General features: G+C 43.0%; 15 protein-coding genes and 1 tRNA gene. 10 read left to right on the top strand and 6 right to left on the bottom strand.

The genetic code is table 11. The annotated features are described in order from the left end of the window. Nucleotides 1-42 precede the first annotated feature (42 nt). A complete protein-coding gene (gene queA / locus ACT3ID_RS01465; RefSeq protein WP_491540197.1) occupies nt 43-1,044 on the top strand; it encodes a tRNA preQ1(34) S-adenosylmethionine ribosyltransferase-isomerase QueA in 1,002 nt (333 codons plus the stop codon). A 941-nt stretch (nt 1,045-1,985) separates the two neighbouring features. Here the strand turns inward: queA and ACT3ID_RS01460 are convergent. Together ACT3ID_RS01460 and ACT3ID_RS01455 are read right to left on the bottom strand one after the other, a co-directional pair. Continuing rightward, nucleotides 1,986-2,366 carry a hypothetical protein gene (locus tag ACT3ID_RS01460; RefSeq protein ID WP_491540196.1) on the bottom strand — a complete coding sequence of 127 codons (381 nt, stop codon included), beginning with the start codon at nt 2,364-2,366 and terminating at the stop codon, nt 1,986-1,988. Between the two features lie 108 nt (nt 2,367-2,474). Next, nucleotides 2,475-3,530 carry a 6-bladed beta-propeller gene (locus ACT3ID_RS01455; protein ID WP_491540195.1) on the bottom strand — a complete coding sequence of 352 codons (1,056 nt, stop codon included), beginning with the start codon at nt 3,528-3,530 and terminating at the stop codon, nt 2,475-2,477. Nucleotides 3,531-3,676: 146 nt separating this feature from the next. Between ACT3ID_RS01455 and ACT3ID_RS01450 the strand changes: the two genes are divergently transcribed. Beyond that, nucleotides 3,677-4,282, top strand: coding sequence for a nitroreductase family protein (locus ACT3ID_RS01450; protein WP_491540194.1), 606 nt, complete (start codon nt 3,677-3,679; stop codon nt 4,280-4,282). A 165-nt stretch (nt 4,283-4,447) separates the two neighbouring features. Here ACT3ID_RS01450 and ACT3ID_RS01445 read toward each other — a convergent pair whose 3' ends face one another. The 3 genes from ACT3ID_RS01445 to ACT3ID_RS01435 all read right to left on the bottom strand — a co-directional run bounded on the left by ACT3ID_RS01445 (nt 4,448) and on the right by ACT3ID_RS01435 (nt 8,876). Continuing rightward, nucleotides 4,448-5,293 (bottom strand): dienelactone hydrolase family protein, encoded by an 846-nt coding sequence (locus ACT3ID_RS01445; RefSeq protein WP_491540193.1) that lies wholly within the window; start codon nt 5,291-5,293, stop codon nt 4,448-4,450. Between the two features lie 107 nt (nt 5,294-5,400). After that, nucleotides 5,401-7,596, bottom strand: coding sequence for an outer membrane protein assembly factor BamB family protein (locus ACT3ID_RS01440; RefSeq protein WP_491540192.1), 2,196 nt, complete (start codon nt 7,594-7,596; stop codon nt 5,401-5,403). Between the two features lie 134 nt (nt 7,597-7,730). Beyond that, on the bottom strand, nt 7,731-8,876 hold the full coding sequence (locus tag ACT3ID_RS01435; RefSeq protein WP_491540191.1) for a PQQ-dependent sugar dehydrogenase: 1,146 nt from the start codon (nt 8,874-8,876) through the stop codon (nt 7,731-7,733). Nucleotides 8,877-9,086: 210 nt separating this feature from the next. On the opposite strand from ACT3ID_RS01435, the gene ACT3ID_RS01430 reads away from it, so the two are divergent. From ACT3ID_RS01430 to ACT3ID_RS01410, 5 genes are all read left to right on the top strand, one after another. Then, nucleotides 9,087-10,094, top strand: a complete 1,008-nt coding sequence (locus ACT3ID_RS01430; protein ID WP_491540190.1) for a hypothetical protein — start codon at nt 9,087-9,089, stop codon at nt 10,092-10,094. Between the two features lie 113 nt (nt 10,095-10,207). Then, nucleotides 10,208-10,281, top strand: a tRNA-Arg gene (locus ACT3ID_RS01425). Nucleotides 10,282-10,464: 183 nt separating this feature from the next. After that, a complete protein-coding gene (locus ACT3ID_RS01420; RefSeq protein WP_491540189.1) occupies nt 10,465-11,634 on the top strand; it encodes a tyrosine-type recombinase/integrase in 1,170 nt (389 codons plus the stop codon). Beyond that, complete coding sequence (locus ACT3ID_RS01415) at nt 11,624-12,454, top strand: hypothetical protein (RefSeq protein WP_491540188.1); 831 nt, start codon at nt 11,624-11,626, stop codon at nt 12,452-12,454. Before ACT3ID_RS01420 ends, ACT3ID_RS01415 begins: the two co-directional genes overlap by 11 nt. Before the next feature lie 209 nt (nt 12,455-12,663). Then, entirely contained in the window at nt 12,664-12,939 is a 276-nt protein-coding gene (locus ACT3ID_RS01410; RefSeq protein WP_491540187.1) for a hypothetical protein, read from the top strand. 154 nt (nt 12,940-13,093) lie between these two features. On the opposite strand, the gene ACT3ID_RS01405 is transcribed toward ACT3ID_RS01410, so the two are convergent. Beyond that, nucleotides 13,094-13,507: a hypothetical protein gene (locus tag ACT3ID_RS01405; RefSeq protein WP_491540186.1), complete on the bottom strand. Its 414-nt coding sequence runs from the start codon at nt 13,505-13,507 to the stop codon at nt 13,094-13,096. Between the two features lie 263 nt (nt 13,508-13,770). On the opposite strand from ACT3ID_RS01405, the gene ACT3ID_RS01400 reads away from it, so the two are divergent. The 3 genes from ACT3ID_RS01400 to ACT3ID_RS01390 are packed head-to-tail and all read left to right on the top strand — an operon-like array spanning nt 13,771 to nt 16,358. Next, complete coding sequence (locus ACT3ID_RS01400) at nt 13,771-14,004, top strand: hypothetical protein (protein WP_491540185.1); 234 nt, start codon at nt 13,771-13,773, stop codon at nt 14,002-14,004. Between the two features lie 13 nt (nt 14,005-14,017). Beyond that, complete coding sequence (locus tag ACT3ID_RS01395; protein WP_491540184.1) at nt 14,018-14,293, top strand: hypothetical protein; 276 nt, start codon at nt 14,018-14,020, stop codon at nt 14,291-14,293. Then, a complete protein-coding gene (locus tag ACT3ID_RS01390) occupies nt 14,226-16,358 on the top strand; it encodes a hypothetical protein (RefSeq protein WP_491540183.1) in 2,133 nt (710 codons plus the stop codon). Before ACT3ID_RS01395 ends, ACT3ID_RS01390 begins: the two co-directional genes overlap by 68 nt. The last annotated feature ends 127 nt before the right edge of the window (nt 16,359-16,485 follow it).

Raw genomic sequence — 16,485 nt, 5'->3', positions numbered from 1 at the left:
TAAAACCGAATTACTTTCACGATACCAATTTCAGTCATAAATATGAGCTTTACCCTATCCGATTTCGATTATGATCTGCCCGACGAACTGATTGCCCAGGAGCCGGTCCAGCCGCGCGACCATGCACGTCTGTTGGTTTATGATCGCAAAAGTGGCAAGATCACCGATGATTACTTTTATAACTTGTTGGATTACCTCCCCTCTGACACCTCGATGGTGATAAATAACAGTAAAGTAGAAAAATGTCGACTGCTGTTCGACGAGGGTACTAAAGAGGTATTCATTCTGGAAGCTTTAAATGATACCACAGTCCGAGCCCTGGTACGTCCGGGCAAAAAATTTAAGAAAGGACGTGCTGTTCAGCTATCCGACGAAATTTCTGCCAAAGTCATCGACATTGATGAGGAAGGTATTCGTACGCTCGAAATGAGCCCGTCGCTTGCACAATCGATTTATAATCAATACAAGTACACGCCTTTTCCTCCCTATATCGAGCAGAACGAATCACTTTCTGATGAATACCAAACGGTATATGCCAAAGATCTTGGAAGTAAGGCTGCACCTACGGCGGGACTTCATTTTACTGATGAGCTTCTCGATAAAATTGATAACTCAAATATTGATCAGGCCGAGGTTACGCTCCACGTGGGGCTGGGGACTTTTGCTCCAGTCAAATCTGATCGTATCGATGATCACACGATGCATTCGGAGTGGTTTGAGATAGAAGATGATGTGGCGAAACAACTTAATGAGGCTAATCATATCACTGCGGTAGGCACTACAAGTGTTCGGGTGCTGGAAACTTGTCTTCGGCGACACGACAAGTTTGTTTCCACAAGAACCGAAACTGATATTTTTATCCGACCGGGATTTAATTTCAGAGCTACCGATGCGCTGATTACCAATTTTCATCTCCCCAAAAGTACACTGCTAATGCTTGTGGCAGCTTTTACGGGATACGAGGAGATGCAAGAAATTTATCAGCACGCTATTGACGAGGAGTATCGCTTTTATTCTTTCGGCGATGCTATGCTGCTTCTTTAGTGTTTACCACTGAGGTACAAAAGAAATCTTTAGATTATTTATTGCCCACAGAATTGAACGAATGTAAACTGATCTAGATACTAATGGGAAGCATCTGTTTGTGCCGCTCCCAGCTTGCTTAGTTCCGAGGGAGCTCTGCTCCCGAAGAATAATTTTAAGCTATAGCAACTTGTTGTTCTGCCACAGATCTGTACAGGTGTAAATGATTTGTTATTGATGGTTTCAACGTTTGAGATCCTTCTTCGTTATCCCGACAGGTTTCGGGATCTCTCGTCAAATGACACAATAGGTATGAAGTAGAAACACGTTTTGTTGTCACTGGCAGCTGAGCGATGGTGTGCTAAAACAATTAATCACAAGTCATCCCTAGTGAATGTGCGAGGGATCTCAAATTTTATTCAAAGCAGTCAACTTTAGTCAAAACTAAAGTTAAAACATTTCACGTTTGAGATCCCTCATCCGCCAGTTGGCGGATTCGGGATGACAATGGTAGGAAGAGCCGAGACGGCACGATAAAAATCAACGCTGGACGACTGACTTAGTTGTGAGAGGTTTGTACCCTCGAACAACATATCCTTTCATTCCGATAGGCCGGAAGAGAGCGGAAATCTCCTGCACGATATCCCAACAGATAAAGCGATGGTTTAAGCAAAATTATCTCGATATCAGGTATTTAGCCCAGTCTTTAAGGCTAGGTTAAGGACTGAAAGCGGATATCAGATCGCTCCGCACCAGAGGTACGGAACGAGAGAAATCCCTCCAAATATACCGATGCAGAGGTTTGGCACGAGAAAGTGGTCTACGAGTTGGGTCATTCCTATTCGCCGGACGACAACGCAGTCGTCCGACGAAGTTCTTCTAAATAAAGAAAGCAGCGTCTGTCTATAAACAGAACGCTGCCTTTCAATTCCATTGGCGGCTATAAAGCCGCAATGCAAAAACTACGATTCCGGATTATTTTGCTGCTGTTGCATCTGTTGCTGCATCTGAGCTTGCATATCATCACTGTCGACCATTTTCACCTGGTTTTTCAGTGAGGTGGAAAGCTCTTCGATGTCATCTTCTGACAGCACTTCATCCAGATCATCAATGCCAACTTTTTGCAACAGGTTATAAACCATGCGATTGAACAACATCTGTTGAGCTGCAGAACTAAGCTGCATCAGTTGCTGTTGCGGAACCTGCGCGCCGGACAGTTTGATCTTGTTCATTACCGGCTCAAGCAGAGATTCAATCTTCTTTGACATCTGCTGTTCTAACTCCTTCGCATCTGCATTTTCTTTACTTGTTACTTCATTCCCGTCTGGATCAACTAGCTTCATATTAAATAGTAATCTTAGTTATAAATTTCTTCACACGTTTAACAATGCTTGGAAGGATATCGTTTATCTGGCCATAAATCAAAATAAGCTGGAAAACGTTAAGTTGGACTATACATCTTCTAATGAAGTCCGGTAAACATTCCCCATTGACAGATCCGTCATATATAATGTGTTGCCCGAAGGATCCAAAACAAAATTGTTAAAGCTGCTTTCATCGCTGTCGATACGATAAATCGTTTCCATACTGCCGTCCTTATCAAAATGGATCAGCATTTCTTTCTCATCCTCCGGAACATTCATCATTACATAAAGAGCATCCGACGTTACCTGCATTGCAGAGGCATATGTAAGGGGATAGATGGCATTGCCCTGCATATCCTCGTTTCGCTGGATGGCTTGCTCAAATATTTTATCCTTGATCGGCAGATCTATTGTTGCCTCCCACAGCAATTCGCCGCTTCGATTATATCGCTGAAGCTTTCCGTAGGATTGCAGAAAGGCATAGTAGCTCACATCGTCAAAATCGGTCAGAACCAAATTCTTAAACATATCTGGGACTTCTTCATTCCCGATCTGCTTTTTAGCCTTCTCAAGATCTATCGTCTCCATCTTTTCGGCTTCAGCTTCACCAAAATAAAAACTACTGTCTGCCGAATGGGATAGTTGTAAAAGAGAGCCTTCCACACCATTGGCCGGTATAAGATAACGTTCGGAATCTATAATCGAGGTTTGAGCAAATCCTATACTTTCTCCTTCAAAAGAATGCTGTTCAACAAAGTTGCCTTTACTATCAAACTCACTGATACCAAAATCGGCAAAATCAAAAACATAAATTCGATCACTGTTTATCTGCAACTTACCGGGACGTGCAAACTCTCCGGGTCCTTTTCCTTCTTTGCCAATGCGGTTCACGAAACTGCCATTGGTATCATACAGCAAAACCGATGTTAGCTTATTATCAAATATTGCAACAGTATCTGCGTTTAAAATCGCGATATCAGCCGGACTCGCGATACTATCGGACTCGAACTCCAAAAATGTCTCCAGTTGATCAAAACCAATATCTTTCTCTGTGATCGTTTGTTGAGCAGTATCTTGTTCGGAACACGATATTAATAAGCCAAACAGAATTATCAGTAAAACGTCTGGAACTCTTGAGTTCATAATCGATTATTTATTGAAATGAAAATGTATGTAACTAATAATTTTCCACTAGCGCAAATATCCCCCTTGGAACGATTGTCTAATCCAATCCATTTATTTAGTTCAACATTAAACTAAATAAGAAATAAATAACTTAATTAGGTTATATGACCCATACAGATACAGAAGAACGAACGATCAAAGAAGCAGACACTAACTACCCCATACATGATCTTTTGCAGAAGCGCTGGAGTCCACGCGCTTTCTCTGACAAATCAGTTGATCCAGCCCTCCTGAAACAAATTTTTGAGGCGGCACGCTGGGCTCCGTCATCTTATAATGAGCAGCCCTGGCACTTTATTGTTGCCCGGCAAGAAGAAGAGGAAGCATTTGAAAAATTGGCGCAAGTCCTTAACGAGTTTAACCGTGGCTGGGCCAAAGAGGCGCCGGTATTAGGCCTCGGTCTTGCCAAACAGACATTTGATATTGATGGACGGTCCAATCCTCATGCCGACCACGATCTGGGTCAGGCTATAGCACACCTTACTTTTGAAGCTACGCGGCACGATCTGTATGTGCATCAAATGGCGGGAATTCTGCCTGACAAAGCAAGAATGCTTTATGATATCGGAGGAGATTACGAACCTAAAACAATGTTTGCCATCGGTTACAAAGGAAAACCCGACCTGCTGGAAAAAGATCTTCAGGAGCAAGAGGAGGGTTCCCGCAGTCGGAAATCACTCGGTGAAATCTTATCGATGGATGTCAGTTAATATTTAACTATACAGAATCATCCCGAATCCGCCAGTTTGGTGGATTCGGGATTTCAAATATATCAAATAATCAAAGCTTGCAATACTGCAAAAGCCCTGTCAACGGTTGAGATCCCTCGTCTCTACGATCCTGGGGATGACAAATCTTTAGAGGTTGATTTCCTCCTACTTCAGGTGCTCGTTAAAAAAGGCGATCGTTTTTTCCCAAGCATCTTCCGCTGCTTCTTCGACATACCGGTCACCCGATGGATTAGCAAAAGCATGTCCGGCATCCTCATAGATATGTATAGAGTTTGACACACCAACCTCATTCAGCGCCGACTCAAACTCTTCGACATCCTCCGGCGGAATACTTTCGTCGTCCTCTCCAAAAATTCCGAGGATCGGCATCTCCAGCTTTTTGAGCTCATCGGTATCGGTTTCTAACCGTCCGTAGTAAATAACCGTGGCGTCAATTTCACCAGGATGAGCAAGGGCTGTCTGCAATGACCAGGCTCCGCCAAAACACCAGCCGATGACTCCTATATTTCCGGCTCCTTGCTCTTCAGTAAGATAGTCATAAGCCTGTGAAAGATTATCCAGAGCTTCATCATCATCAACTGATCCGGCTAAATTACCCGCAACATTAGATGATTCAGCAACTTTTCCCTTATACAAATCAACAGCCAGTGCTGTATAACCTTCACCAGCCAACTTATCTGCCATCTTTTGAATATTGGTATTCAATCCCCACCACTCGTGGATCACAATAATGCCCGGCATATCGCCGTCTTCAGCATTCTCCGGCTTCGCCAAATATCCGGTAACATCCTCACCATCTATGGTAGCATACGTAACTTTCTGTCCCGATACTTCTACAGATTGATCCATATCTGTAGAAGCATTTTCAACCGGTTCTTCTCCCTCATGCTCTTCAGCCATCCGATCGACAAAATCGCCATCTTCTCCGGAACCACATCCGAGTAATAATATCAAAGCAAAACTTAAAAACAGACTTCCAATGTTTTTCATATCCCCAGTTATTTATTGCGATTTAATTATTAAAATAGGATACCGCAGAAAAAAGTTGCATGAAGATATTTTAATCCAGCAATTGATGTGGCACAGTCACATTTATCTTAATCGGGAAGAGCAAAAGCTACATATTCATCGCCGGATTTGGCCCCAAGTTTACCACCACCGCAGGCAATCACCACATATTGTTTTCCCTCTACTTCATATATGCTGGGTGTAGCAAAACCTGCTGCCGGGAGATCCTCTTCCCATAACAGTTCACCTGTTCGTTTGTGAAAAGCCCTGATTTTTTCATCCAATGTGGCTGCAATAAAAACAAGTCCGCCAGCCGTAACCACGGGTCCTCCGTAGTTTTCTGTCCCAGTCGGTGGAATACCTTTTTTGTTCAGATGTGGATATTCTCCCAGTGAAGTACGCCATTCATATTCCCCAGTATTGAGATTAATCGCATTCAATGTACCCCAGGGTGGGCTATTAGCCGGATATCCGTCGGGAGTTTGAAATTTCTGATAACCGGTCATAGCGTAAGGTACAGAACTATCGTCACCTGTTACTTCTCTGTTATTTTCTTCTGGGATATCATAATGCTGCTCTTCTAATAAATAATTGACGATCGCCTTTTTGTCTGACTCTGGAAGGTGATTAAAACTGGGCATCATACGGCGCCCGCTGTTTACAAGTTCCAGCATCTCGTTCGGACTATATTGCTCATCTACATTAATCAGCGACGGATTATTTCCACTACCTTTTCGATCCGGACCATGGCAAGCCATACAGTTTGCCAGATAGGCTTGCCTCCCAACTGTAAAAGGAGTGGACTGTTGATCATTTGAAACTGCTGAATTTTTAAAACCCGTCGGCACCATTGTCATGATCCATGGTACTTCGTTACTATTGACATATAATATTCCGGTCTCCGGGTCATAAGCATTACCGCCCCACTCTGATCCGCCATCAAAGCCGGGAAACATCAGCGTGCCACGCAGTGAAGGAGGCTCAAACATATGATCGCTGTTTAAACTGCCAAGCTGCTTTTTAAGCTCCACTTGCACTTCTCTAGATGCATAAGGATTGATATCCAAGCTATCCATTTTCTGCCTGATAAAAGGCTCCGGTTTCACCGGCATCGGCTGCGTGGGCCATGGCTGTTCTCCCTCCAGATTGGATTTTGCGGGTACGGATTTTTCCTCAATTGGGAATAAAGGATCACCTGTTTCGCGATCAAATAAAAAGACAAACCCGGTTTTGGTGGTCTGTGCCACTGCATCCACCTGCCGTCCATCGTGACTGACCGTTACTAAACTGGGCGGCGACGGCAGATCGCGATCCCACAAGTCGTGGTGCACCGTCTGATAATGCCAGATTCTTTCACCCGTGGAAGCATCCAGCGCCAACAGTGTATTGGCAAACAGATTCTTTCCTTTTCGGTTGCCTCCATAAAAATCCGGCGCTGCTGATCCTGTCGGCACATAAACAATTTCCCGCTTCTCATCGAGCGCCATTCCGGCCCAGCTGTTCGCTCCGCCAGTGCGTTTCCAGGCATCTAGATCATCCCAGCTATCATAACCGAATTCACCGGGACGTGGTATAGTGTGAAATGTCCACAGCAGCTCTCCGCTCCGAACATCAAAGGCTCTAATATCTCCCGGTGCCGCATCCGCCCCTTCCGACACCCGCGAACCAATGATAATAAGATTGTTATAAATAATCCCAGGCGATGTAGCTGATACATGCAGATCCTCCGAACGTTCGCCCAATCCCTGCTTCAGGCTTGCTTGCCCTTTATCCCCAAAACTTTTTATTGGGGATCCATCTTTGGCATCAAGGGCATAAAGGGTGGGACCTGCCGTAAACAATATCCGCCGATCTTCTCCATTTTCCCAATATGTGACCCCGCGATTTACGTTTAGCCAATGAACGATATCCGCCGAATCCGGAAAGGGGTTGAATACCCACCGCTCCTGGCCCGTTGCTGCATCAAGGGCAAAAACTTTCAAACTAGGAGAGGTGGCATAGAGCGTTTGATCGATAATTATGGCATTGGCCTGAATCTGGGAACTCTTGGCTGTGTCCGCATCGCCCGTATGATAGGTCCATGCTTTTTCGAGTTTATCTACATTTGAGGTATCGATCTGATCCAGTGAAGAAAATCGAATTGAAGATTCAGTGCCACCCCGAACTTCCCAGCTGCTATAGTCGGGCTTTGAAAATTCAGAGGTGCATCCCAAACAAATTATAATAATAGCCAACCAGTATGATTTTATAGTTTTCAATCCCATCACTGTAGACTCCTGCACCATACTCCTACTGTAGATTATAGTATATTATAGACGAAAAGTAATACAGAATGGTACAAGCAGAGCTTGCACCATTCTATTGGTAATAGCTTAGCAGTTTGCAAGCATCTAAATAAGAAAGATATTTTAACTCTTCATCATTCAGTACCCTTTTTAGGAACAATTCGCTGAATACCATTCCCTTCAGTAGCCACATATATATAGCCGTCAGGCCCCTGTTTTACATCCCGGGTACGGCCGATATTCTCAAAAAGAATCTCGTCGCTGACAATGGTATTATCTTCCACATCACAACGGACGATATAACCAAACTTCAGAGATCCCACCAATACATCCCCCTGCCATTCCGGATATCGTTCGCTGGTCACAAAGGTCATTCCCGACGGAGCAATCGACGGATCCCAATACCACACAGGCTGCTCCATACCAGCTTTGGCGGTATCTTCAGCAAACTCGGTTCCACTATAATTGATACCAAAACTGATTACCGGCCAGCCGTAGTTGTTGCCAGCCTCGATAATATTCACTTCGTCGCCGCCGCGCGGCCCGTGTTCATGCTCCCAGAGCTGTCCTGTTTCGGGATGCATATCCATACCCTGCGGATTGCGAATGCCGTAGGCAAAAATCGCTTCCTTGGCGCCCGCCTCTCCCACAAAAGGATTGTCCTCGGGAATGGCCCCGTCATCGTGCAGCCTGTATATTTTTCCGCCGTCGTGTGTTATATCCTGGGGATTCTCATCGCGATTTCCGCGATCCCCAATTCCAAAATAAACATGACCTTCATCATCAAACTCAATACGGCTGCCAAAATGCTGTCCGCGCCCGGTATTAGGTTCAGCCTTATACAATTTCTCCTGATCGATCAGGCTGGTGCGGTCATCATTCAGCCTGGCACGCATAAGCGTTGTATTGGCGCCAGAACCTCCCTCAGGATCGGAATAGGTAAAATAGATCCATCCGTTTTGCTCATAATCAGGATGCAGTGTAACATCTAAAAACCCACCCTGTCCACGCGCCCAGACTTCAGGAACCCCTTCTATATTTTCATTTACTATCTCATCATTACTAACCAAATACAGCTGTCCTTCGCGGTGGGTAACCAACATATCGCCGTCGGGCAGCCACGCCATACCCCAAGGAAGAGAAATATCCGTCACCACTGTTTCGGTCGTATAATTTAGGTCTTCTCCTTTTTCAATATCAGCCTGGGCCTGCATCGCCAGCGGAACGGCAAGTATTATACTAAAGACCAGCAGTAGACTAAGTAGGAATAGTTTCTTCATAGATAGCGGAAAATTATAATTATATGTTATCTAATAGAGATCTTAATCTATTAGTATGCTTCTTTTGCTGCAACTTTCCAATAGCTCTTTTGGGCCACAGCTGATCTGTAAAACACTTTTTGCTTTCATGATCGCAATCTTATTTATTTGAAATGATATAAAGAAAAAAGACTTATCAGAGGGTAATATTAAACTTAAAAAGGGGTACTTATGAGTTTTGATTTTAAAAAAGCCAAACAATCTTTCGATAGCCTATCATTTAAAAACCGATCTAAGGCAATCTTAAATCTGATAAAAAATACTTTTACCATAATCGGGCGTGATAAAGATATCGTAGCACCATGGATACGGATGGCTATTTATAACTTTGTTATGGTCACAGCCTTTTTTACTGCATGGTTGGGGTATGAGTATAATTTTTCGGTAGTGACAATAGGTTGGTTATCGGCTCTGTCAATTTTGCTGTTTCTTTACAAACACTTTTATCACAACCGCCAGGAAGTTCGGATGAGCTGGACGGTCTATGAAACAATTATCGGGAATGATCCATCGTACAAAGGCGCCAAAACAGCGAGCAAAAAGGTAAAATCGCAGACCCGCAAACTGGCCTGGATGGATATCGGTATGGGTCTGGCAAAAAATGCCAAATCCAACGAAGGCGGTTTGGTAAATAAGCTTATAAATATGTTTATAGAAGGGATTGAAGAGGTCTGGGATCTGATCAATCATTACCTGTTGCCGTCGGTGGCTGTTGACAATGTGGATATTTCACCGGGGATTAAGAAAATGAAGAAACTGAAAGACCAGGTGCCTGAAACCCTGCTTGGTGTGTTTGGAATTGATTTTCTCGGTGATGTCGTGAAGCGGATTACGAGGCCGATTTATACTGGACTCACAATTGTAGCAGGGCTGCTTATGTACTTTGCCGCAGGGCACTTGCCATCGTATGAAGTGCCAGATTTTTCATTTACCCTCTCATTAGTGCCACTTATAGTTGCCCTCTTTATTGGCAAGTTATTCAAAAATCTGTTGGAACGTACCGTTACCTCAATCAAGGTAATCTACTTCACGATCTTCTATACAAAGATTACCCATCCCGACAGAATTGCTGACGAAATGCAGGAAGAGCTACTAACCTACTTAAAACTTGATCAAGTAGAAGAGGTGGAAAATCTGAAAGATCAACCGGGTGGTGCACCGGAACCCGCTACTACCTGATAAGCCTTTCTACTAAACTGGAATTAATAGTTAATAGCCGGTTGTTATTTACCCAATGAAGCGGGATATTTAGGGTCGCTTGAAAATGATCAAGCCGATGATATTCCACCAATGCGCCCGTAGCTCAACTGGATAGAGCGTCTGACTTCGGATCAGAAGGCTGAGGGTTCGAATCCTTCCGGGCGTACACCTCTAAAACAGTACATAAACCCCGTTTATTTAATTATAGACGGGGTTTTTTGTTTGTATTTAGCCCATCTTCCTACCCCTTCTGCATGAAATATTTTCATAATTCATACATATTTTACTGGACTGATGTAACATATGATGTTACATTACTCTCCAACCTTAACTACTCATATGAAAAATTATGGCCAGTCTAAGAAAACGAAATAACTACTACTCTATCGTTTTTGCCACGCGGGTTGATGGCGAACTCATTCAAAAAGCTTATGCACTTGGTACCAAGTACAAAAAGATAGCCGAGCAAAAAAAACATCAATACGAAAAATTATATGAAGCTGGTGAGATAAATCCATTTGCTGATGATTGGAATCTTCAGGAGTATGAAAAAATGCAGGAGTTGAAAGGCACTTCTGTTGTAAGTCCCATCTTAAATGAACTTCAAAAGAAATTTTTAAGAGAAAAGACAAACGTAACTGCTAAAACCAAGAAAACTTATAAGTACATCATACGTCAATTTATGGAAGGAGTAGGCTATACAATGCCCGTCACAAGAATTGATGCTGATGATATTCGTGCTTTTTGCCTGCGAGATGACTTAGCCAATGCTTCAAAAAAGAATTACCTAAAACACTTGAAAGTATTCTTCAACTGGCTGGTCGCAGAAGAATACATAGAAACCAATCCATGCGATAAAATTGCCTTGCCTAAGGTTCGAGATAATCTTGTTGATAAGATTATTGAAGAGGATGACCTTGATTTAATTTTTAAAAAATTTCGAGAGTATCAGTTAAAACACAAAAAAGCTCGTGCTATCCAATCCTCAGATCAGATGCAGCTTTGGTTTAAGCCGCTAATCACACTGGCTTTTTATACTGGTATGAGACGTAAAGAAATCATCCAGTTGCGCTGGGAGCATATCAACCTTAAAGAGGGATTTATTAGAGTTACTGATACTAAAAACGGTTCTGAACGAACTATACCAATCTTTGAAACTTTATATTGGCGTTTAATTGCCTGGAAAAAACTTATGGGCAATCCTAAAAAAGGATTAGTTTTCCCGAGTCCAAAATCAACGCCTGATCGAGAAATTGCAATGACGGGAGATAATGTCTCCAAACGTTTTAAATTCTATGCCACTGAGGAAGCCGAGCTAAAGGACACTATTAACTTCCACGGGCTCCGCCACTCTTGTGCAACTTATTTATTGCGCATTGGTTTTAATGTCATAGAAGTAAAAAATATGCTTGGCCATAAAAGTCTTGAAGTTACCAATCGCTATGTTCACTTGGTGGCGAAAGATCTAATGCGTTCTGCAAACCGAAATGGTAAAATGAATTATCTGAATGAAGCATAAGATACCGGTTACAAGATTTGACTCCTTATCAAAGAGAGATTTGTTACTTAAGCTTACAGCTGATCGGTTTTCCAAACTCTCCAATGATTTAAATTTTGAATCAGATATTAAACGATATCAAGCTACTAGTATCACAGCCATAGCATACCTGAAAGAGACCAATCAATATCGCAGGCAACTTCAGCTCTGCCTTAAAAATTTCGCCGGTAGAACAGCCGAGACCTTTCGCCCGGAGTTTATTTCAGCTGTTAAAAAACTGTACCAGCAACATTTAATAAATCTTGGCCGGGGTGTTATTGAATTCTCTGAGCAAAAAATAAACAGAAAGAAGTTCCTGGATTTAGATTTCAGTGGTGCTAAAATTAACAATGCCCACTTCTCAGGGATCCTGGAGAATCTTTTTAATGAGTATGGAGAAGGTGTTCTTAATCTGGACCATGCTCCCTGGAGATGTAGAATGGCCCGCATCTATAATTGCTCAAAAGATACCATGAACCGTTTGGAAGGTAAGCTTCGAACCATTGGGCAATTCGGTTGCCTCGATGATGCTATTTCATTCTTAGAGATCCGCATAGGCTTGCACGGCAAGTATACCTTTAAGGTTTTAGTCAATGATTTAGATGAACTAATCAATGATTTACTTATTGACAGCTCCAACGGGCATATCAATAAAGTGAAAGCTCAAAAACCAGTTGACGAGCTTGTAAAAGAAGCAGCCGGGAAATACGAAGTTCTAAATTCGCCTACCTATCTCGTTAATCCAAAAGCTTACAAGTCCATTCTCAAACACCGGATCAAATCCACTCTGAAAAACAGATAGTTTTCTTAAAACAGGTTGAAATCTGTATAAAAAAACCTATCCTTCTGTCAATTAGAGCCTGGTTTTTCAAGAACAATTACAGATTTTGATTTTCAGTACCAAAATCCCCTGTTTATTTTCAAAATCTGTTTTTTCTTGGAAGTGTTTTTAATAAGGGATTGCCTTTTCTTTAGTGCCATAAAATTTTTGCAACCCCAAAGATATCATCTATGAATCCTCCAGACCCCAAAGAAAATATCATGGCAACTATAGCCATTCTTGATGCCAAGTTAGATACCATCCTTAATATGCTGAATGCAAAACCTGATAAATCAAAGTTCATGACAGCTAAAGAAGTTGAATCTCTAATTGGATTACATCATCGCAGCATTCTCAATAGAAGCAACCTGCCTCCTGAAGACAAAAACTTTGTACCATTTCACCGGTTTGGAACACGCCGAAAATATTTTGAGCGCAAAGTCATAGAAAAAATATTTTTGCCATAAGTGTAACAAATCACGACTAAAATACTCTTGTATATATTTATTTTTGTAACTAAAAAATAAGTCAAGTAGGAGTGACCTATGCTCAATACCAGTGAACCAACATTACGGGGCCCAAATACAAAACAGATCAACAGTAAAAAGAAAGTGCTTACTCTTATCGAACAGCTTTCTTCAGTAGTTCAAGAAGTGCGCTCTGAACATCCGGATCAAGCCGCAGGTGCGGTTGCTCAGATAGCTGATCTTCGATATCACTTACAAGCTTCTTAATCTCTTTCATGCGGTTATCAAGCAACTGCTTTTCTTTCAGCTCTTCGCTAATATCGGCCATTTCATTAACGGTAAATGGTGCGCCCTCTGCCGTTAGTAGCCAATTAAGATTTATCCCTGATTGTGCAAACCGTATTAGCGTGGAGCTGTTTACTTCTGTCTTCCCTCCATTTTTTATCTCTGAAATCACAGACCGATTTACGCCCGTCTCCCGCTGCATTTCAGACACATTTCCATCGTAATACTCTTCCAGCAGATACCGGACATTATCTTGTAATATTTCGCCAGATTTTTTTTCCAAAATTCCTCTTTTCCTATCCTATTGGTTTTGATATGGTTAACGTAATGTCCCTTTCTTTTTAAGTTACGTTCACACCATATTTAATTGTTTCGTTGTTATCACATCACTACTTTAGCCCTGTAGGTAACGGTAATGTTTACGTGTAACCATCCGATTATACTACTTACCCTTTAATTTTAAAAGACAGAAGTACAATTGTGAACGGACCAATAACAAAACATGAAATTAACCGGCTACGCCTAGCCGTCATAAAAGGCCAGATAATGGAGCAATATGATACCTATGATGATTTTCGCAAAATCCTATTTCCTGATATAAAGCTAAACACCTTCCGACAGTGGTTCAAAAAACCCTATTACATTTCGGATCATCGCTTGTGTAAAATGGAACGAGCATTAGGGATTTCGGAGCAGGTTCTTACCCTCATTCTCAACAAGAAATTTGGTCTCCCCATGGGAGCTCTTTGTAAGATCAAAGGCATTCGACTAACCCTTTAACCAATCGCAACCTATGGCCAAAATACGTACTCGCTATACCCTTGGGGATACCATCCAGTTCATAGACAGCGATGGTAACAAACGTAAAGAAATCGTCCGCATGATCGAAACACAGATCGTAGAAGGTTACGACCTCTGGGTGATTTACGGATATGGAGACAATCTCTATGAACTCAACCATGTAAGTGAACACAAAATTCTAAAATCTCAACGACAAATAAATGAGCAGCAACACTCGGGAAGAGTCCTTAACACTCCTATCACCAAACAACCAGCAACAACCCGATGACTACGGGCCAACAGTATCCAATTCTCAAAATGAACCGTTCGAATATGTCGACAGCTCCGATCCGTTGGATTTTGGCTGGTATCGCAATGAAACCGATGGCACCAGTCGCCGGATCGGCACCTTCGATATCGAAATACATTCCAAGATCATCCGCTATAATCCCGAAACACTGAAATGGGATTCGACGCTCTATGAATGCCAGGTGAGCTGGCTGACCCCAGAAACCCGAAAACTTACACAGAGCGAGCTGTTCGTACTGGAGCCGGAAGACCTGCTGTCCAAGAAAGCCTTCCAGATTCAGATCTTTAAGCATTCTTATCAGTCGGCTCGCTTCAAGTCTGATGATGAGATCCTCTTCTTTATGAGCTTTTTGTGTAACCGCTGGCAGCCGCAAACGGTCTATGAGTTCAACTATTATGGCTTTATAGAACACCATGGCTACACCTTTTATCTGACCCGCAACGCCTTAATTAATATTCCGGATGATCACCTTCGGGAGCCCCAATACATGATAGCACCTGACCGAGACTCTGGCCTATTCCCCATGGTAGCTGCCGACACTACCTTTTACGTCAAGCCCGGCCGCATTGAACCCGCTCCGTTGTTAGATCTTCCTTCGCCCACAGATGGCTTTTATAGCGATGAAGAGCACCACCTGTATGTTGATAAAGAGCTACACTATTTTATCGATACGGTGCGGGATAAATTTGGAGAGCTTATCTCCGGACAACAGCCCGAAAAAAAGGCGGAAGGGTATTTCATCTTCTCCTATATGCTTTCCTTTCTATTTTTTGATGAGATCTACAATGTGTTTAAACATGTCGTGTTTCTATACCTATTTGGAGAACCATCAACCGGTAAGGGACAACTGTCTCAAATCATGCTCAATTTCTTTGGCCAATCCTTTACGGACGTAGATTCCAATCCTACGCTCAAGTCCGCCGAAAACAAGCTAGCCAACCACAGCAAGATCCCGGTCATTATGGATGAGTTTGTCCCCGGAAAAGGCAAGATCACGCCACAAGTATTTAACATGTGGTACGAATTGAGACAACGTGGGGTAAGCGCCTCCCACGATCGGACCAAAAACGCCTGGAGCCCCGTGCGTTCCCAGCTGATGTTTATCTCCAACTACAAACCCACCGAGGACCACTTCCGATCGCGGTGTATTATGATCGAATACGCCAAAGACAAACGTGGTTCGGTGGATAATCTTTGGTGGTTTGATAACCACAAAAAAGAGATGCAACGGCTCTTTCTATCTCTGCTGTACAAGTTTAATGATTTCAATCGCGAGTTGTTCAAAAGTGAGTTACTCTGGACCAAACGCCTGCTTACCGAAGCCGTCGAGCAAGAACTGGGGCGACGAAGTGACCAGGAAGGCGTGCGATTTCAGATTAAGGACCGGCAAATCGAAAATATGGCGGCCCTTATTACGGTGGATCTATTTGTTTGTCGACCCAATGACGTACAGTTCGCGGAATTTGTTAGCCAATCAGCCCAAGAAAATCGAAACTCCAAGGTAAGCGAAGAGGACCTCCGGGAGATGCAGAACCTGCTTCGGGATTCGCGCGTATCCACCGAAATATTTCGTTATGGCGTGGAGTTTCTAGCCAATTCCGCTGAGCGTGAAGTGCACCAAACCCCACTTCAGCAGTTCCTAGCCAGCATTGAGATTATGAATGATAACGGGGAGCTCCCGAAACGATACTACGGCTGGAACAGCAAGGATGGGCTGGTAATGTACTGGAGTGGCATTTGGGACGCCTACACCAACTATAACAAAGGCCGGGAGTATATCAGCCAGGATATTATCCGAGAAGAAATTGAAGCATTGGACCTGCACGGAAAGGCAAAAACCAATTATTACAGCTACGAGGATCCGGTGAAGGGTACCGTCAAAGAAAGCCGACATGGCTACCATATTCCCCGCAAACATCTAACGCCAACCTGGCTACGCGCCTTTGGTAAGCGGGAGGAGGCGAACATCATGTTGGAAGAGCAAGGCCGCCAGCCGGCCACCGAATACCAGACAAGCACCGGTGATAGCTCGCCACCATTTTAGGCGAAAATTGGAGAAATCTATGATTTTCTAAGAATTTGAAAACACCGTCTTATTTTCTTAGAACTTCCTTTTCTTCCCCAAACAACACCCTGTAAGTATAATAATAATAGTTAGTTAGTAAATAATA

Source organism: Fodinibius sp. GM108 (genome assembly GCF_058386985.1).
This window is presented reverse-complemented; position numbering and strand designations above follow the sequence as displayed.